This is a genomic window from Thioalkalivibrio sp. ARh3 (genome assembly GCF_000377265.1).
Taxonomy (GTDB): domain Bacteria; phylum Pseudomonadota; class Gammaproteobacteria; order Ectothiorhodospirales; family Ectothiorhodospiraceae; genus Thioalkalivibrio; species Thioalkalivibrio thiocyanoxidans.
The window spans coordinates 253,441-271,778 of the sequence record NZ_KB897951.1; the positions used below are offsets into that span (position 1 = coordinate 253,441).

16 protein-coding genes and 1 riboswitch are annotated in these 18,338 nt (G+C 68.1%); of the genes, 15 read left to right on the forward strand and 1 reads right to left on the reverse strand.

The genetic code is table 11. The features are described 5' to 3' along the window. Positions 1-43 precede the first annotated feature (43 nt). Positions 44-291: riboswitch (cobalamin riboswitch) on the forward strand. Positions 292-431: 140 nt separating this feature from the next. The 15 genes from C995_RS0111330 (at position 432) to cobJ (ending at position 17,547) form a co-directional block, all read left to right on the forward strand. Beyond that, positions 432-2,288: a TonB-dependent receptor domain-containing protein gene (locus C995_RS0111330; RefSeq protein WP_018865045.1), complete on the forward strand. Its 1,857-nt coding sequence runs from the start codon at positions 432-434 to the stop codon at positions 2,286-2,288. Between the two features lie 3 nt (positions 2,289-2,291). Next, positions 2,292-2,846: a cob(I)yrinic acid a,c-diamide adenosyltransferase gene (locus C995_RS0111335; protein ID WP_012982204.1), complete on the forward strand. Its 555-nt coding sequence runs from the start codon at positions 2,292-2,294 to the stop codon at positions 2,844-2,846. A gap of 124 nt (positions 2,847-2,970) precedes the next feature. Next, positions 2,971-7,440 (forward strand): cobaltochelatase subunit CobN, encoded by a 4,470-nt coding sequence (locus tag C995_RS0111340; RefSeq protein ID WP_018865046.1) that lies wholly within the window; start codon positions 2,971-2,973, stop codon positions 7,438-7,440. Positions 7,441-7,576: 136 nt separating this feature from the next. Further along, positions 7,577-8,020, forward strand: coding sequence for a MotA/TolQ/ExbB proton channel family protein (locus C995_RS0111345; RefSeq protein ID WP_018174775.1), 444 nt, complete (start codon positions 7,577-7,579; stop codon positions 8,018-8,020). Next, complete coding sequence (locus C995_RS0111350; protein WP_018138715.1) at positions 8,017-8,307, forward strand: DUF2149 domain-containing protein; 291 nt, start codon at positions 8,017-8,019, stop codon at positions 8,305-8,307. Before C995_RS0111345 ends, C995_RS0111350 begins: the two co-directional genes overlap by 4 nt. 49 nt (positions 8,308-8,356) lie before the next feature. Further along, the gene (cobO, locus tag C995_RS0111355; protein ID WP_018861758.1) at positions 8,357-8,971 is read left to right on the forward strand and encodes a cob(I)yrinic acid a,c-diamide adenosyltransferase; all 615 of its coding nucleotides are present in this window, start codon (positions 8,357-8,359) and stop codon (positions 8,969-8,971) included. Beyond that, positions 8,968-10,260, forward strand: a complete 1,293-nt coding sequence (locus tag C995_RS0111360) for a cobyrinate a,c-diamide synthase (protein WP_018865047.1) — start codon at positions 8,968-8,970, stop codon at positions 10,258-10,260. Before cobO ends, C995_RS0111360 begins: the two co-directional genes overlap by 4 nt. Next, on the forward strand, positions 10,257-11,111 hold the full coding sequence (cobA, locus tag C995_RS0111365; protein WP_026279081.1) for a uroporphyrinogen-III C-methyltransferase: 855 nt from the start codon (positions 10,257-10,259) through the stop codon (positions 11,109-11,111). The genes C995_RS0111360 and cobA overlap by 4 nt, the downstream gene beginning before the upstream one ends. 22 nt (positions 11,112-11,133) lie before the next feature. After that, on the forward strand, positions 11,134-12,243 hold the full coding sequence (locus tag C995_RS0111370) for a cobalt-precorrin-5B (C(1))-methyltransferase (RefSeq protein WP_018865048.1): 1,110 nt from the start codon (positions 11,134-11,136) through the stop codon (positions 12,241-12,243). Beyond that, a complete protein-coding gene (locus C995_RS0111375; protein ID WP_018865049.1) occupies positions 12,240-13,184 on the forward strand; it encodes an ABC transporter ATP-binding protein in 945 nt (314 codons plus the stop codon). The genes C995_RS0111370 and C995_RS0111375 overlap by 4 nt, the downstream gene beginning before the upstream one ends. Next, on the forward strand, positions 13,181-13,954 hold the full coding sequence (locus C995_RS0111380) for an ABC transporter permease (protein WP_038070413.1): 774 nt from the start codon (positions 13,181-13,183) through the stop codon (positions 13,952-13,954). Before C995_RS0111375 ends, C995_RS0111380 begins: the two co-directional genes overlap by 4 nt. Before the next feature lie 17 nt (positions 13,955-13,971). After that, positions 13,972-15,357, forward strand: a complete 1,386-nt coding sequence (gene cobG / locus C995_RS0111385; RefSeq protein WP_081618899.1) for a precorrin-3B synthase — start codon at positions 13,972-13,974, stop codon at positions 15,355-15,357. After that, positions 15,354-16,007: a precorrin-8X methylmutase gene (locus C995_RS0111390; protein WP_018865052.1), complete on the forward strand. Its 654-nt coding sequence runs from the start codon at positions 15,354-15,356 to the stop codon at positions 16,005-16,007. The genes cobG and C995_RS0111390 overlap by 4 nt, the downstream gene beginning before the upstream one ends. Further along, positions 16,004-16,759 (forward strand): precorrin-2 C(20)-methyltransferase, encoded by a 756-nt coding sequence (locus C995_RS0111395; RefSeq protein ID WP_038080989.1) that lies wholly within the window; start codon positions 16,004-16,006, stop codon positions 16,757-16,759. Before C995_RS0111390 ends, C995_RS0111395 begins: the two co-directional genes overlap by 4 nt. Next, a complete protein-coding gene (gene cobJ, locus C995_RS0111400) occupies positions 16,756-17,547 on the forward strand; it encodes a precorrin-3B C(17)-methyltransferase (RefSeq protein ID WP_018865054.1) in 792 nt (263 codons plus the stop codon). Before C995_RS0111395 ends, cobJ begins: the two co-directional genes overlap by 4 nt. On the opposite strand, the gene C995_RS0111405 is transcribed toward cobJ, so the two are convergent. Continuing rightward, complete coding sequence (locus tag C995_RS0111405; RefSeq protein WP_018865055.1) at positions 17,520-18,338, reverse strand: cobalt-precorrin-6A reductase; 819 nt, start codon at positions 18,336-18,338, stop codon at positions 17,520-17,522. The genes cobJ and C995_RS0111405 overlap by 28 nt on opposite strands.

Consider the following 18,338-nt stretch of genomic DNA (forward strand, 5'->3'; position numbering starts at 1 on the left):
CGTGCCGCCGGGCGGGGCTGGCAATTTCTTGACCAATTGTATAGGCTTTACCGCGTTTTCTGGTGCCCGCAGGCGACTTGCGCCGCGGGTTAAACGGGAAGATCGGTGAGTCCGTCCACGGCTGTGGGCAGACCTGGACGAATCCGACGCTGCCCCCGCAACGGTGATCGAGCGAGAGGCCCTGATGGCCTCTGATGGTCGCGGCACACGCCACTGAACGAGGTCGTTCGGGAAGGCGCCGCACCGGAACGCTCGTCAGCCCGGAGACCGGCCAGGGAATGATCGCGCGGCATGCGGCGGGCATGCGAGGCGGATGATCAGCCCGGCCGCTAGCCGGTTGTGGCCGGTCCCCCTCGTGTCTGTATCCCCTGTCCGCTCGGTCCCGACGAAATCAACGGCGTGCGGGCGACTCGCCGGGAGACACGAACGACATGAAGCGCACAGCACTTTCCACGGCCATCCTGCTGGCCACCACCCCGGTTCTGGCCGAGACGCCGGACGCCGATTCCGAAGCGCACACCCTGGATGTGGTTCAGGTCACGGCCGCGCGTGTCGCGCAGACCGTCGACGAGACCCTGTCCTCGGTCACCGTCATCGACCGTGAAGAGATCGAGCGCCTGCAGCCGCAGCAGTTCACCGACCTGCTGGAGGGCCGCGCCGGGATCGAGACCTCCCAGAACAGTGCCTTTGGCAAGACCACGTCGGTCTACACGCGTGGCACCAGTTCTGATCACACCTTGCTCCTAATCGATGGCGTGCGCATGGGATCAGCCACCCTTGGAGGAGCAAGCTGGCAGTTCCTGCCACCGGAGGAGATCGAGCGCGTCGAAGTCGTGCGCGGGCCGCGTACCAGCATCTATGGCTCCGATGCCATTGGCGGTGTGGTGCAGGTCTTTACCCGCGAGGGGCGCAAGGGCCCGCCAAGGGTGAACGCGTTTGTCGGGGGCGGCAGCTTCAACACCTGGGAGACGGGTGTGGGAGTGGCCGGTGGAACCGAGAACACGAACTACAGCTTCTCGGTTAGCCACTTCGAGACGGACGGCATCAATGTGCAGGATGACGTGGGCGATGACGACCGTAACGGCTACGACAACACCTCGCTCGCGACCAAGGTGACCCACCGCCTGGATAATGGCATCGAGGTATTCGGGAATATTCTGTATTCCGAGGGCGAATCGGAATTCGACAGTACCGAGGGACGCGACTATACCGATTATATTCACACCGCGATCCGCGCGGGCTTCCGATCTCCTATTACTGCCCGCTGGGAGACGGAGGTCAGTGTCGCACACAGCCGCGACGAGAATGATCGCTTTACCGATGGGCGCTTCTCGTCCCGATACGATACCAAGCGCGATTCCATCGACTGGCTGAACGAGATTGAACTATCGGACCATCTCTTTCTGACAGCCGGTCTGGATGCTCGTGAAGACCGGATCAGTGTAGATGATCGATTTCTTCAATTATTCGGGCCCGGGGAATTTGAGGAAACCAGTCGCTATAACGTAGGCGGGTTCGGGCTTCTTCAGGCGGAATTCGGGCAACACTTGGTCGAGGGCTCGTTGCGGCGTGACGCCAACGAGCAGTTTGGCGATAACACGACAGGACAGATCGCTTGGGGTATGCGGGCCACGGATACCATTCGTTTGCGCGCTTCCTATGGTACGGCCTTCAAGGCTCCTACCTTCAACGACCTTTATCATCCGGATACCACATTCCCTGATGGCTTTAGATTTAGGGGTAATCCTGACCTGCAACCCGAGGAATCCGAGACTGCCGAGGTCGGTGCTCGCTACTCCGTCGACCGAACTTACTTCGACGTTGCAATTTTCGAGACCCGAGTCGACAACTTGATTGCGGGGTTCGATCCCCCGGAGAACGTGGAGGAGGCTCGTATCCGAGGGTTGGAAATGGAGATGGGTTACCAGACCAGCCTCTGGACGTCGCGCGCCTCGCTGACCTTGCTGGATGCGGAAGATCGAGAAACTGGCAATGAGTTGCAGCGGCGCTCGCCGGCCACCGGCCGCTTTGACCTCGATCGGCAGTTCCAGCATCTCTCGCTGGGAGGTTCGGTGATTGCGAAGAGCCGCTCGTATAACGACGCCAATAATGACGAACGCCTTTCCGGGTACGGGCTGCTGAACCTGCGGGCGAGCTATCAGATTGCGCCGGAATGGCAGATCCAGGCGACGGTCAATAACGTGTTCGACAAGGACTACGAGACGGCTCGCGGTTATAACCAGCCGGGACGCGCTGCCTTCGTGAAGCTTCGCTACCAGCAGAGGTGATGCATGGGTAATCGACTGTCGAAGATCGTGACCCGCACGGGTGACGAAGGCCGGACCGGTCTGGGCGATGGCTCGCGGGTGGACAAGGACAGCCACCGTGTCGAGGCGTTTGGTGACGTGGACGAGCTGAACAGTGTCGTGGGCCGGGTCCTGGTCCACGATCTCCCGGAAGAGGTTCGGCGCGTACTGGCTCTGGTTCAGCACGAACTGTTCGATCTGGGGGCAGAGCTGGCAGTGCCGGGTCATCAGGCACTGCCGGATGCCTCTGTGGAGCGGCTCGATGTCGAGCTGGAAAGCTTCAACGCCGATCTGCCGCCGCTCGAGGAGTTCATCCTGCCGGGCGGTGGCCCGGCCACGGCCGACTGCCACATCGCCCGTACGGTCTGTCGGCGCGCGGAACGTCGTCTGGTGGCGGTGAATCACCACGAGGCGCTGCGGCCAAGTTCGCTGGCCTACATCAATCGCCTGTCGGATCTTCTGTTCGTGCTCTGTCGTGTGCTTGCGCGTCACGAGAACGGCGCGGAAGTCCTCTGGCAGCCGGCCAACAAGCGCGGCTGAGACCGCCTGCGTTTGCCGGTTTTCGGGTGCCGTTTCCACGGCACCTTCCTGCGCATAACTGCCTGGCGACGCCACCACGGTATCGGTGGAGTCGCCCCATCGGAATTTCTTCGGGGTTGATCGCATGTCCTTCTGGAAACGCAGCCTGGTTTTGCTGATCGTCGGCCTGTGGAGCACGCCCGTATGGGCGGGGCCTCAGATCGTCGGCATCGTCTCCGAGCGCTCGGCCCCCGAGGTGGCCGCCGGAGCGCATCGATTCCTGGAGGCCGTGCCGGATGCCGAGGTGGTGCTGCGCACGCCTGAGCAGCTGGCGGACAAGTCGGACTCGTCAGTCCAGGCGCTGTGGCGCGATGCCGACGCAGTGCTCGTGGCCGCGGTGTTCGGGGACCAGGCCGGTCGTCTCGAACGTCTGCTGCGCGAAGAGCCACCGGCCGAGTCAGCGCCGATCCTTGCAATCAACAGCGAACGGCGCCTGACCGCGCTGTCCCGCATCGACGGCCAGGCGGTGCTGGAGGAGCTGGACGAGGAAGCCCGGACCGAACTGACCGAGAACCCTGAAGCGGGCGAGGATCCGCGCGAGCACCTGGCCCGGCAGCAGGAGCGCTTCTCAAACCAGGCCGACTGGCTGATCGGACGTGCGTTCTATCAGGGCCGCACACCGGAGAACATGGAGGGCCTCATGCGCTGGCTGGTCGCTCGGGGCGGGCACTCGATCGAGGTGCCGGAACCGGATCCGCGCGAGACCATCCGCTATTACCGGGATGGCCAGTCGGTGGCCGACCCGGGGGATCTTGGCCTGGATGCCAGGCCGGCCGTGGCCGTGCTGGACCTGGATACCGGTGACCGTCCCGGTGACCGCGAGCTTCTGGATGCGACCTGCGAGGCGCTGGAGGCCCGGGATACCCAGTGCTTCGCGGTGCTCGCGCGCTGGGGTGGGGCCAGCCGCGAGGCAGTCGAGAACCTCGCCGCATCGGCGGCACCCGCCGAGCTGAGCGGGATCGTCAGCCTGCAGGACTTCGTAGTGGGCGGCGGTGGCAACCGCGAGGCGGTGGCCGAGGCCTTCGCCGAGCTGGATGTCCCGGTGGTCAAGGGGATTCGCCTGGCGGACGTGAGCGAGACCGAGTGGCGGCTCTCGCACGAGGGCATCCCCTGGGACAAGGTCCACTATCACGTGGCCATGCCGGAATTGCAGGGCGCCAGCCAGCCGATGGTGCTGGCGACCGCGGGCGAGCCCACGCAGGACGAACGCACTGGCGTGCAATTGGCGCTGCCCGAACCGGTGGGCGAGCGGGTGGAGGCCCTGGCCGACCGGATGCAGCGCTGGAACCGGCTGCGCCAGCTGGACAACGCAGACAAGCGGGTCGCGGTCGTGTACTACAACCATCCGCCCGGTCGCCAGAACATTGGCGCCGACAAGCTGGATGTCCCGGAATCACTGCTGGAGATCCTGCAACGGCTGGAGGCCGCGGGGTACGACCTCGGGGACGAGGTGCCGGAGGATGCCGAGGCCCTGCTGGACATGATCCAGGACCGGGCGGTGAATCTGCCGGAACAGGCGGACGCGCTGGACGCGATCGCCGGCCGGGTCGCCTCGCTGGATCGAGATCAGTACCAGGCGTATTTCGACGGCTTGCCTGCCGCGGTGCAGGCGGAGCTGGTCGACGGACCGATCGGCTACCTGCAGGCGCGTCTGGAGGCGGCCAGGGACGCGGACAAGCACGAACTGGCGGAGGCCGCGCTGGAAAGCGGTGTCGGTGATCTGCGGCATATGCTCGAGAGCTACCCGCACGACGCCCAGGAACGGGCGCTGGACCTGCTTGCGCAGTACGAGGTCGCCTGGGAGGCCACGCTGGCTGGCGAAGACGAACACGAAACTACCGAACAGCTGCGCAAGGCCCTGGTGCGTACAGGGATTCCGGGGCTGACCGGATGGGGCGAGCCGCCGGGCGAGGCCATGACGCGCGACGGCGAGATGCTCTTCCCGGGTATCGAGTTCGGCAACGTGTTCATCGGTCCGCAGCCGCCGCGCGGGTGGGAAGTCAGCGAGCGATTGCTGCATGCGAACACGACCTTCCCGCCGACTCACCAGTACGCCGGTTTCTACCATTGGATTCGGGATCACTTCGAGGCGGATGCGCTGGTCTATGTCGGGCGCCATTCCACCCGCGAGTTCCTGCCGCGGCGCCGCGCGGGACTGGCCCCGGACGACTACCCCGAGATCCTCGGCGGTGATCTGCCGATCATCTATCCCTACATCGTCGATGGCGTCGGCGAAGGTATCCAGGCCAAGCGCCGATCGATGGGCGTGATGATCAGCCACCTGACCCCGCCGCTGGCGGCCACCGAGCTCTACGACAGCCTGCTGGAACTGCGCCAGCTGGTGGAGACTTACGAGGCCGCAGCACAGCCCGATGCGGCCACCCGTTCGCGCGCCGCCCAGACCCTGCGCGAGCGTATCGACGAGCTGGGCCTGACCGAGACCATCGAACGCGAACTGGCGCGGGGCCATCACCATCACGGAGACAACGACGGAGATGGGCACCACGATGACCACTCCGACGGGCATGAGCAGGACGATGGCCATGGACATGACGATCATGGCAAGGACGATGATCATGAGGATGACCACGGGCACGACCATGATCACGGTGACACTCCGCTCGCGGAGATGGATGAAGATCTGCTGGTGCACGAGATCGGCCACTACCTGACCGACATGCAGGAGGACCAGATGCCGCTGGGTCTGCATGTGTTCGGTCGCGACTGGTCGGACGAAGCCGTGGACACGATGCTCGAGTCGATGGTCGGTGACGGCGAGGCCGGTGACGACTGGGACGCCAGGCTGCGGGGTTCGCCCGCCAGCGAACGCGCCCATCTGCTAGCCGCCCTGGAGGGTCGGTTCGTACCGCCGGGGCAGGGCAACGATCCGATCCGTACGCCGGACGTGCTGCCCACCGGGACGAACTTCCATGCCCTGTCGGCGGATCTGGTGCCAACGCGCGTGGCCTGGGGCATCGGTCAGGAGCTCGCCGCGGATGCGCGCGAGCACGGTGATCCGGAGGCGGATGGCAGCGAGGCCATCATCCTCTGGGCCTCCGACACCGTGCGTGACGAGGGGGTGATGATCGCCTTCGGCATGGACATGCTGGGTATTCGTCCGGCCTGGAACAGTCGCGGGATCGTCGAGGGCCTGGAGCGCATGGATCTCGACGAGGCCGGGCGCGACCGTCGCCGGGATGCCCTGTTCACCACCTCCGGGCTGTTCCGCGATCTCTACGAGGACCAGCTCGTGTGGCTGGACCGGGCCGCACGGCTGGCGCTGGATGGCGCCTCGGAGACCATCCTCGAGGAGCACCCGGAACTGGAAGAGGCACTGGAAGCAGCCCTGGCTCCGCTGGCGGAGGATCTGCGCGATCCCGGCGGCGAGTCGTTGGCGCGTAATGATGTCGCCGCGCAGTGGGTGGAGGACACCGAGGCCTTGCGCGCGGCCGGACTGGACGGTGCCGCCGCCGGGGAGCAGGCCGCGTTGCGCGTGTTCGGCACCGCACCGGGGGCGTACGGCGCCGGGGTCAACCGCCTGGCGGACCGTTCCGGCGCCTGGGAGGATCGCGCCGAACTGGGCGCGGCCTACCTGCGCCGCATGGGGCATGCCTACGGCACAACGGCATCCGGCGATGCGGCACACGAGGCGTTCGAGTCGCGCGTGGCCGGGGTCGGGCGCACCTATCTGGGGCGCGCCTCGCACCTGTACGGGCTGCTGGACAACGACGACGGCTTCGATTTCCAGGGCGGGCTGTCCACTGCCGTGGAAAGCCTGCGCGGCGAGGTGCCGGACAACCGCGTGCTGCAGCATGCCGACCCGGACAACCCGCAGGTGGAGACGCTGGGGCGCGCGCTGATGCGCGAACTGCAGGGGCAGAACCTGAACCCGCAGTGGATCGAACCGTTGATGGATCACGGCTATGCCGGGGCCCGCACCATGGCCCGCGACTTCGTCGACAACCTGTGGGGCTGGCAGGCCACCAACCCCGAGATCGTGCGCTCCTGGGTCTGGGACGAGGTGCACGACATCTACCTGCAGGACCGGCACGGACTGGGCGTGGACGAATTTCTCGCCGACGGCCACAACGTGCATGTGAAGACCCACCTGCAGGCCGTGCATCTGGTGGCTGCCAGTCGCGGGTTCTGGGAGGCCGAGCCGGAGGTACTGGACGCCCTGTCCGAACGCTTCGCCGAACTGGTTGCGGAACACGGCCTGCCGGGCAGCGGGCACACACGCCCCGACCACCCGATGCTGGACGAGGTGGCCGAACGCCTGGAGGACCCCGAACTGCGCGAGGCCTTCGAGGCCGTGCGCGCGTCCGCGCAGATCGATCGCGCACAGGCGGAGGCCGACCCCAGCCGTGTCACCGAGATCCAGCCGCTGGAGGACCCGGACGCCCGGGAGATGCAGGAGCTGCCGGAAGCGGCCGAGGCCGAGAGTGGCCAGGAGACCGGCGACGAGGCGGCCGGCATGCCCTGGCTTCCCTGGCTGGTCGCCGCCGCCCTGTTTCTGCTGCTGATCGGCGGTATCGCCGCAGGCCGCCGCCGATAACGCTCGCTGGAAATGTCTCCTGTAGGAGGCCAGCCCCTGGCCGATGCGCCGCCGGATAGACCCCATCGGCCAGGGGGCTGGCCTCCTACGCACGAACGTGGGAAGCGCCGAACAAAGGTTAGTGAGGTAAACGCGAATGCCGTTCTCGATCACGATGGAACTGATGGACACCGTAGTGCGCTGGCTGCTGGAGCCGGTGATTGTCGGCCTGCTGGTGCTGGTGGCGGTCGCTGTCTGGGAGCTTGGGCTCGCACTGGGCGAACGCTCCGGCGGGGTGCGCCGGCTGGAGGCCACCGGTGACGCCGAGCGCCTGGCCTACCGCGCACGGCGCCGCATTGACCGCGCGGATCTGCTGGCACGCATCGGCCCGATGCTCGGGCTGATGGGGACGCTGATCCCGCTGGGTCCAGGGCTGGCCGCGATGGGCCGGGGCGAACTGGAAATCCTCGCCCAGGCCGTTACGGTGGCGTTCAACACCACGGTGCTGGGGCTGCTGGTCGGCATCCTCGGCTTCCTGCTCGGACGCCTCCGGCGGCGCTGGTATGACGCCGCGATGGAGCGCCTGGAGGCGGCGGCATGAGGGTCCCGCACTACCGCGCCAGCCGCTTCGATGCCCCTGACGAAGAGCCGATGGGGCCACTGGCCAACCTGGCCGACATCATGCTCGTGTTCGCCGTCGGCCTGATGGTGGTGATGGCCGCCTCGGGGAGTGGCCTTGAACCGGCCAGCGGGGGCGCCGAGATCGAACCCGGGCGCGAGATCCCGGACCCGCCCGAGGGTGCCGGGGAGGCCGGCTCCGGCTTCGAGTCGATGGGGCAGGTCTACCGTGACCCGGAGACTGGACGAATGATTCTGATCGGCGAGTAGGCCGTACTACGCGCCCCGAATACGCAATAAGCTCAAGGAGTACATCAACATGACCGACGACACCGAAGCGGCACGCGCCGAACGCCATGCCCAGCGTATGGCGCGCAAGAAGGAGATCGTGGACCGCAAGATTGCCGAGGCGCAGGAAGAAAAGGGCGTATTCCTGATCCTTACCGGCAACGGAAAGGGCAAGAGCTCCTCGGGCTTCGGCATGGTCGCCCGGGCCCTCGGGCACGGGATGCAGGTCGGCATCGTGCAGTTCATCAAGGGCCAGTTCGCCACCGGCGAGGAGGCCTTCTTCCGTGGCCAGGACAACGTGCAGTATCACGTGATGGGCGAGGGCTATACCTGGGAAACCCAGGATCGCGAGAAGGATGCCGAAGCCGCCCGCCATGCCTGGGCGCATGCCCGCGACATGCTGCGCGACCCGAATGTCGACCTCGTGCTGCTCGACGAGCTGCATATCGCCCTGAAGTACCAGTACCTGGATGTGGCCGAGGTGCTGGAAGACCTGGCGAACCGCCCGCCGATGCAGCATGTTATTACCACCGGCCGCGCCGCGCCGAAGGCACTGATCGAGGCGGCCGACACCGTGAGCGAGATCGGCGTGGTCAAGCATGCCTTTCAGGCCGGCATCAAGGCGCAGAAGGGGATCGAGCTGTGAGTGTGAGCTGCCCCGCGGCGTTCGTGGCGGCCCCGGCCTCGGGGCAGGGCAAGACCACGATCACCGCCGCCATCGCCCGTTACCACCGCAACCAGGGTTTGCGCGTGCGCGTGTTCAAGACCGGCCCGGATTTCCTCGACCCGATGATCCTGGAACAGGCATCCGGGCATCCGGTCGACGCCTTGCATCTGTGGATGGTCGGGGAAGAAGCCTGTCGAGCGATGCTGTACGAGGCGGCCCAGGAGTCCGATCTGATCCTGGTGGAGGGCTCGATGGGGCTGTTTGACGGGGATCCGTCCGGTGCGGATCTGGCCCAGGCCTTCGGCTTGCCGATCCTGGCCATGGTGGATGCCAGCGGCATGGGCCAGACCTTCGGGGCGCTGGTGCATGGCCTGTCGACCTACCGCCCGGGTCTGTCCTTCGCGGGCGTGATTGCCAACCGGGTGGGCAGTCCGGGCCATGCGCGGATGCTGGAGGATTGCACCCCGGAGGCGATCCGCTTCTTTGGTGCCGTGCAGCGTAACGAAACGCTGAGTGTCCCGGATCGTCACCTGGGGCTGGTGCAGGCCGGCGAGATCGCCGATCTGGATGCGCGGCTGGAGGCGGCAGCGGCCGCGATTGAAGAGGCTGGGGTGACAGGGCTCCCGGAGCCGGTGCGCTTTGATCCGGAAACAATTGCGCCGATCGAGGCGGCGCTGTCCGGCGTGCGCATTGCGATCGCGCGGGATGCGGCTTTTGCTTTCATGTATCCGGCCAACCTGCGCCTGCTGGAGAAGATGGGCGCCGAACTGCGGTTCTTTTCCCCGCTTGCGGGGGACGGGTTACCAGAGGCCGATGCCGTCTGGCTGCCGGGTGGCTACCCCGAGTTGTATCTGGATCAGCTGTCCGCCAATGCTGTCCTGAAGTCGGACCTTGAGGTCCATCATGCGGCGGGCCGCCCCATCCTGGCGGAGTGCGGGGGCTTTCTCTACCTGCTGGACGAACTGGCCGATCGCGAGGGCCATGCCGCGGCTATGGCCGGGCTGGTGCCGGGCAAGGCCCAGCTGGCAGACCGCCTGCAGGGTCTGGGGCTCCAGGCGGCCCCGCTGCCGGAGGGCGAGCTGCGCGGGCACACCTTCCATCACACCCATTCCGAGGTCGGGCTCGAGCCCTATGGTCATTGCTGGCGTGCGCGCGGGACGGGGTCGCAGGGCGAGGCGATCTATCGTGACGGGCGCCTGACCGCGACCTATCTGCATGCCTGGTTCCCCTCCAACCCGCAGGCCACGGCGCGACTGTTCCAGGCATGAGCGGCACAAGGCAGCACAAGGTGGCCAGGATCGGATCCGGTGCACGCCCTGGGGTGACCCTCCCGTTTCGCGGCGAGCGGCGGGCCGGGTGCGTGGATCTGGTGGGCGCGGGGCCGGGCGATCCAGGCCTGCTGACACTGGACGCGCTCAGCGCGATGCAGCACGCGGATATCCTGCTGCACGACCGCCTGATCCCGCAGGCGATCCTGGATCTGGCAAACCCCAAGGCGCAGCGTCTGTACGTGGGCAAGGCGCGCTCGCGGCACAGTTGTGATCAGGGCGATCTGAACGATCGCATGGTCGCGCTGGCCCGGGAGGGGCACTACGTGGTGCGCCTGAAGGGGGGTGACCCGTTTGTCTACGGGCGGGGCGGCGAGGAGGCCGCCGCGATTGCCGCCGCCGGGGTGCCAGTGCGCATCGTGCCGGGGATTACCGCAGCCGGTGGCTGTGCAGCCTATGCAGGGATCCCGCTGACCCATCGCGATCACGCCTATCGCTGCCAGTTCGTTACCGCCCACCGGCGTGCCGGCGAGACCAATCTGGACTGGGCCTCGCTGGTGCATCCGCAGCAGACCCTGGTTGTCTACATGGGGCTGCATACCCTGGCCGAGGTCTGTGGCGAGATGATGGCGGCGGGTGCGGACGGCGCGATGCCGGCCGCGCTGGTCGAACAGGGGACGCGGCCGGGCCAGCGTGTCATCGAAGGCGTTCTGGCCGACCTCCCCGCGCGGGTGGCGGATCTGGATATCCAGTCGCCGGCGCTGCTGATCGTGGGCGAGGTCGTGCGCCTGCGCGAGACGATCGCCACGCAGGGTGCCGAGTCCGTCCCGGGAACGCATGAAACCGGCTGAGCAGAACAGCTCGGCGGGCGCCATGCGCCCGGAGACGCCCGAGACCAGCGGGCGCCTGCGCACGGGGCTGACCACCGGTGTGTGCGCGACCGCCGCCGCCGTTGCCGCCGCCCGCTGGCTGCTGGAGGGGCGCCGGCTCGAGACGGTGGAGGTCATCCTGCCGAAGGGGCAGGTCGTGAGCCTGACACTGAACGACCTCGAACCCACTCCGGGCGGCGCGGTTGCCGGGGTCATCAAGGATGCCGGCGACGACCCGGATGCCACCCACGGGGCCCGGGTCTGGGTGGAGGTGAACCTGTGCGGTGCGCCCGGCATGGAGTTCGTCGCGGGTGCCGGGGTCGGGACGGTTACACGCCCGGGCCTGGTGCTGGAGCCGGGCGAGCCCGCCATCAATCCGGTCCCACGACGCATGATCCAGGGGCATCTGGAGACACTGGCTGCAGCTGCCGGGTACAGCGGGGGCTTCAGGGTTACAGTCGGCGTGGACGGTGGCGAACGCATTGCCGGGCGGACCATGAACGCTCGCCTGGGGATCCTCGGGGGGCTCTCGATCCTGGGCACCACCGGCATCGTCCGGCCATTCTCCTGCGCCGCCTATATCGCATCCATCCATCAGGCCATAGATGTGGCCCGCGCCAACGGTTGTCCGCGCGTGGCCTGCTGCACCGGGGGTACCAGCGAGGCCGCGATGCGCGAACAGTACGGTCTGGACGACATGGCGCTGATCGAGATGGGGGACCTGTTCGGGGCGGCACTGAAGTATCTGAGGCGTCACCCCCTGCCCGCGGTGGTGCTGGCCGCGGGGTTCGGCAAGCTCAGCAAATTCGCGGCCGGGCACCTGGATGCCCACAGCCGCAGGTCACGCATCGATCTCGACGCGCTGGCGGAGGAGGCGGCGGATCTGGGAGGCAGCCAGGCACTGGTCGCGCGCATCCGCGCGGCGAATACCAGCGCCCAGGCGCTTGCGGATTGCCTGGAGCAGGGTGTGGCGCTGGCCGACCGTATCAGTGCGCGCGCCTGGCAGCGGGCGCGCGGGATGCTGCCGGAGACCACGGCGCTGGAGGTCTGCGCGGTGGATCGGGCCGGACGCATCGTCGGGTGGGCCAGGGATGCCGGGGGTCTGGCGCCATGATGGCCCCGGCGATCGCCCTGCAGTCGGTGGCCAAGCGTTATGCCGGTGGCCGGGTTGGGCTGGCGGATGTTGACCTGGAGGTGCCGGCGGGCCGCTTTTTCGGCCTGCTGGGGCCGAATGGGGCCGGCAAGACGACCCTGGTGGGACTGCTGACCACGCTGGTGCGGGCGGATCGCGGGTCGATCCGGGTCTGCGGCTTCGACGTGGCGACACAGGCGGTTGCGGCGAAGGCCTGCATGGGCGTGGTGCCGCAGGAGATCAACTTCAACAGCTTCGAGCCGGTGGGCGAGATTGTTGAAGCCCAGGCGGCCTATTACGGATTGTCCCCGCGGCGGGCGCGCGAGCGTACTGGCCAGGTACTGGAACAGGTGGGCCTGGCGGACCGACGGGGGCAGTCCGCCTGGGGGCTGTCGGGCGGAATGAAGCGCCGGCTGATGATTGCCCGGGCGCTGGTGCACCGCCCGCACGTGCTGCTGCTGGACGAGCCGACCGCGGGGGTGGACCTCGAGGGACGCCATACAACCTGGGAACTGCTGCGTGCGCTGAATGCGGATGGTGTGACCATCCTCCTGACGACACACTACCTCGAGGAGGCGGAAGCGCTGTGCGATTCGCTGGCGATTCTGGATCAGGGCGAGATCGTTGCGCGCGGCGAGACCGGCGAACTGCTGCACGGGCTGAACGTGCAGACCCTGGTGCTCGAGTTGAGCGCCCCCCTTGATGCGTGCCCCGAGCTGGAAGGGCTGGCGATCCGGCGGGTGGATCGCTGGACCCTGGAGATTGACCTGCCGCAGGGCATGGAGGTGAACGCGCTTTTTGAGCGTCTCGGCGCGTGCGGTGTCCGGGTGGCGGGCTTGCGCAACAAGCGCAACCGGCTCGAGTCGCTGTTCCTGCAGCGCATCGCGGAACGTGCCAGTGCATCGCAGGGGGCCGGGACATGAGACTCGCGGCTTACGGATTTGCCTACCGCGGGATGGTGATCAAGCAGGTGCGCCGCTTCCTGCGTGCCTGGGTGCAGAACCTGCTGCCATCGGTGGTGACGACCGTTCTGTTTCTGGTGATCTTTGGTCACCTGGTCGGGCGCGAGCTGGGCACCATGCGTGGCGTCGACTACGCGGATTTCATCCTGCCGGGCCTGATCATCCTGGCCGTGGCCACCAACGCCTACAGCAATGTGACGCTGGCGTTCTATGGCGCGCGCCTGCAGCGGCACATCGAGGAATTGCTGGTTGCGCCACTCCCCGCCTGGCTGATCGTGGCGGGCTTTGCAACCGGCGGGGTGATCCGCGGTCTGCTGGCCGGGGCGCTAGTGGCGCTGGTTGCGATCCCGTTTACCAACCTGCAACTGCACCACCTGGCGGCGACGCTGGGGATCGCGCTGGTCAGTGCCACGCTGTTCGCCCTGGCCGGCCTGCTGAATGGCCTGTACGCGCGCAGTTTCGACCACACCTCCGTGGTGGCGACGTTCGTACTGACCCCCCTGATCTATCTGGGAGGGCTGTTCTATCCGGTGGAACGGATGCCCGAGCCCTGGCAGTCGCTGGCGGCGCTGAACCCGCTGTACTACATGGTCGAGGGCTTTCGCTACGGTCTGCTGGGGACCGGGTCCTTCGCCTGGGCCACAACCTTCTGGGTGCTCGTGGGGACCACCCTGGTTGTCGGCGGAGTGGCCTGGGCCCTGGTCGCTCGCGGCGTGCGGATCCGGTCATGAGCAGGGGTGCGAAGCCGTTGGGTGCCGAGCATCCGCGTGTGCGCCGGGCATGTCCCGGAGTCGCTGCGCCCATGACGACCGGAGACGGGCTTCTGATGCGGGTACGTCACCCGATCGGAGGGCTCGACGCGGCGCAGGCGTGCACCCTCGCCGAGGTAGCGCTGCGTTTCGGTTCCGGTGACCTGGAGCTGACCAGTCGCGGCAATCTGCAATTGCGCGGTCTGGACGCGGCGGACCTGGAGACGGCACGGGCCGAACTGGAGGCGGCGGGTCTGGCGGATCGCGATCCCGAGGCGGAGGCGGTGCGCAATGTGCTGGTGGCACCGGCGACGGATATCGACCCGGAGGCCGCCATGGATGTACAGCCCATCGCGCGGCAACTTGTGCGGGCACTGGGGGCAACCCCGCGCCTGCGCGCGCTGCCGCCGAAGGTCGGGGTGCTGGTGGAGTCGGGTGGCGATTTGCCGCTGGGCCGGGTGCCGGCGGACCTTCGGCTGGAGGCCTGTACGGGACCGGGTGGCGTGTGGATTCGCGTGGCCGTCGGGGCGTCGGCTCAGGCCGCGACGGTGCTTGGGTGGGCACGCCCGGAGAAGGCTGTGGACGCCGCCTTGCAAGTCCTCGAGCAATTCCTGGCGCTGCGCCAGGGGGATCCGGATCCGCCGGGGCGTTTGCCCGGCGCCCTGGCTCGGTTCGGCGCGAAGGCCCTGACGCCTCCCGGACTGGAGCGAGTGCTTCCGGGTGGGGATCCGATTGCGGAACGGAGCAGCGAAAACGCCGACTCCGGGATTGGCGCGGGCCTGAATGGCGACGCCTTCGGGGTCGCGTTTCCGTTCGGAGCCCTGCGCGCCGAGGCCCTGCGGGGGCTGGCCGAGCAGATCCGCGGCGGGGAGGGGTGCCTGCGGCTCACCCCCTGGCGCAGCGTGCTGCTGGTCGGGGCGCGGCCGATCGCCCTGGACCGGCTGGCTGCATGGGGCGGTGTAACGGATCCAAGGGATCCTCGCCTCGCGGTGAGCGCCTGTGTCGGGCAGGCGGGATGCTCGGCGGGTACGACATTCACGCGGGCGGACGCCGCGATGCTCGCGACAGCCGCCCGCGGACTGCTGGCGGATGACGAATATCTGCATGTCAGTGGCTGCGAGAAGCACTGCGGGAGGCCCGCGAATGCCCGGGTGGTCCTTGCGGCGCGGGCGGGGCATTACGACCTGTCGCTGCAATCTGCCCCGGCGCACTGGGAGACCCTTCTTGTGGGCCTTTCGCCGGATCAGCTGCGAGCGGCCCTGTCGGCGCTTGAACAGATTGCGCACGCAGAGCGCGGCGGGGTGCTCGCGGCCCTGCACAGGCTGGGACCGGCCGAGCTGGGTCGGCGCCTCAACGCGATGGTGAATAACGGAGACGAAACATGACGCAGAGCGATACCGCCGGGGCTGTACCCGATTACGAGCGCGACGGCGCAGCCATCTACCGGGAATCCTTCGCGATTATTCGATCCGAGGCGGCGCTGGATCGTTTTCCGGGGGATCTGGTCCCTGCGGTGGTGCGCATGATCCACGCCTGCGGCATGACCGACCTGCCACGGGACGTCGGGTTTTCGGCCGGCGTGGCCGGGGCGGCTCGCGCGGCGCTGGCCGCCGGCGCGCCGATCCTGTGCGACAGCAACATGGTGGCGCATGGGGTCACGCGGGCCCGGCTGCCGGCGGATAACCCGGTGATCTGCAGCCTCCGCGAGGACGGGGTGGCGGCTGCTGCCGAGCGTATGGGCACAACGCGTTCGGCGGCGGCGCTGGAATGGTGGCGACCGCATATGGAGGGTGCGGTCGTGGCGATCGGGAATGCACCCACGGCCCTTTTTCACCTGCTGGAGATGCTGCACCAGGGCGCGCCACGTCCGGCCGCGGTACTTGGTATCCCGGTGGGCTTTGTCGGTGCGGTGGAGAGCAAGGAGGCGCTGGCCGCCAGCCCGCTGGACCTCGAGTACCTGACCATCTTCGGACGCCGCGGTGGCAGCGCCATGGCCGCGGCGGCCATCAACGCCTTTGCGAGTGACCGGATATGACGACTTCTTCCCCTGTGAATGCATCCCCGGAGGCGGGCTGCCTGTATGGAGTCGGCACCGGGCCCGGCGATCCCGAGCTGCTGACGTTGAAGGCCGCGCGGCTGATCGCACAGAGTCCGGTAGTGGCCTACTTCTGCCGCCGTGGCGGGCGCGGTCAGGCGCGTGCGATCGTGGACGCCCACCTGGGTACCGGCCAGTGCGAGATGCCGTTGGAGTACCCGGTGACCAACGAGATTCCGCACGGCTCCGAGGAATACCGCTGCCGCATCGAACAGTTCTTCGACGCCTGTGCCGAGCAGCTGGCGGCCGAACTGGAAGCCGGGCGCTCGGTCGTGGTGCTGAACGAGGGCGACCCGTTCTTCTACGGCTCCTTCATGCACGTATACCTGCGGCTCAAGGAGCGCTTTCGCACGAGTATTGTGCCCGGAGTGACTTCGATGATGGCCTCTGCCGCCCAACTGCCAACTCCGTTGACCATGCGCGATGACCTGCTGACGGTGATCCCGGGCACGATGCCGATCGAGGATCTGCGCCAGGCCCTGCAGGGGACGGATGCAGCGGTCATCATGAAAGTGGGCACCCATCGCGATGCGGTGGTCGGTGTCCTGCAGGAGCTGGGGCTGAGTGAGCGCGCCTGGTACGTGGAACGCGCGAGCACCGCCGAGGAGCGGGTCCTGCCGCTGTCCGAGATCCCGGAACGGGTGCCCTATTTCTCGATGATCGTGATCCCCGGGCGCGGGGTTCGGCGATGAGCGGGGATGGCGGTCCGGTGGTCGGTCGGTTGAGTGTGGTCGGGGTGGGTCCGGCGGGGCCGGAATGGATCACACCGGAGGTCGCTGCTCGTCTCGAAGCGGCCACCGATCTGGTGGGGTACGGGCCGTACCTGGAACGGATTGCGGGCCCTCATCACCGTGTTCACGCCTCGGATAACCGCGAGGAACTGGCGCGTGCGATGCACGCCCTGGACATGGCCGCCGAGGGGCGGGACGTGGTCGTGGTCTCGGGGGGCGACCCGGGTGTATTCGCCATGGCGGCGGCGATCTTCGAGGCGCTGGAAGGGGCGCAGGCACAACGCTGGGCGGGAGTCGAGGTGGACGTGACTCCCGGGGTCTCGGCGATGCAGGCCGCCGCCGCGCGGCTGGGTGCGCCGCTGGGCAACGATTTCTGCGTGATTTCGCTGTCGGACAACCTCAAGCCGTGGTCGCTGATCCAGCGCCGGGTGCGGCTGGCGGCCGAGGCCGACTTCGCCATGGCGTTCTATAACCCGATCTCGCGCGCGCGGCCATGGCAGCTGGGGGAGGCCCTGGGCATCGTGCGCGAGGCCCAGGGTCCGGACACCCTGGTCATGCTGGCCACCGCGGTGGGACGCGGCGAACGCGAAGACGTGCAGATCTCCACCCTCGGCGAGGTGGACCCGACGACGGCGAACATGAGCACGCTGGTGATCGTGGGCGCCGCCTCCACCCGGGTGCTGGAGCGCCCCTCCGGCCGGCGCCACGTGTACACCCCGCGCTATGTCGAGTCGGCGGAGTCGCGGTGAACGCACGGGAGGCCTTCCAGCCACTCCAGGGCCGCCTGCGGGGCGTGGAAGCGGGGCACCCCGGGGGCGTCCGGCGGCCGGTCCACCATTACCACCGGGATGCCGCGTTCGCGCGCGGCCTGCAGCTTGGGGGCGGTGGCCTCGCCGCCGCTGTCCTTGGTGACCAGCACGTCGATAGCGTGGGTCTCCAGCAGCCGGTGCTCGTCGGCCAGGCTGAACGGGCCGCGGGCCCGCAGCCAGGTGACCCGGGGCAGCGCCGGCGGCGGTTCGGGCGGGTCGATGGTGCGGATCACGTAGTCCAGCTGGGGCGCGGCCGCGAAGGCCTCCAGGTGCTGGCGCCCGGTGGTGATGAGCACGCGCCGGCCGAGGCCGGGGAGCGCGCGGGCGGCGGCCTCCAGGTCGGGCACGCGCAGCCAGTGATCCCCGGGGCCGGCCTGCCACGGCGGCCGGGTCAGCCGGGCCAGGGGTACGCCGGCGCGGCGCGTGGCGGCGACGGCATTGGCCGAGATCTGCCGCGCAAACGGGTGGGTGGCGTCGATCACGGCGTCGATCGCGTGGTCGCGCAGCCAGGCGGCGAGGCCGTCGGCGCCGCCGAACCCGCCCGTGCGCCGCGGCAGTCGCGAGGGCGCGGGCCTGCGCGTGCGTCCGGCCAGCGACACGGTGGCGTGCAGCCGCGGGTGCCCGTCCAGCAGCAGTTCCAGGGCCGCGGCCTCGGTGGTGCCGCCAAGCAGCAGGATCTGCCGCGGGCGCGCCGCCCGGGGGCCGGTATCGGTGGATGAACGGGAGCTCAT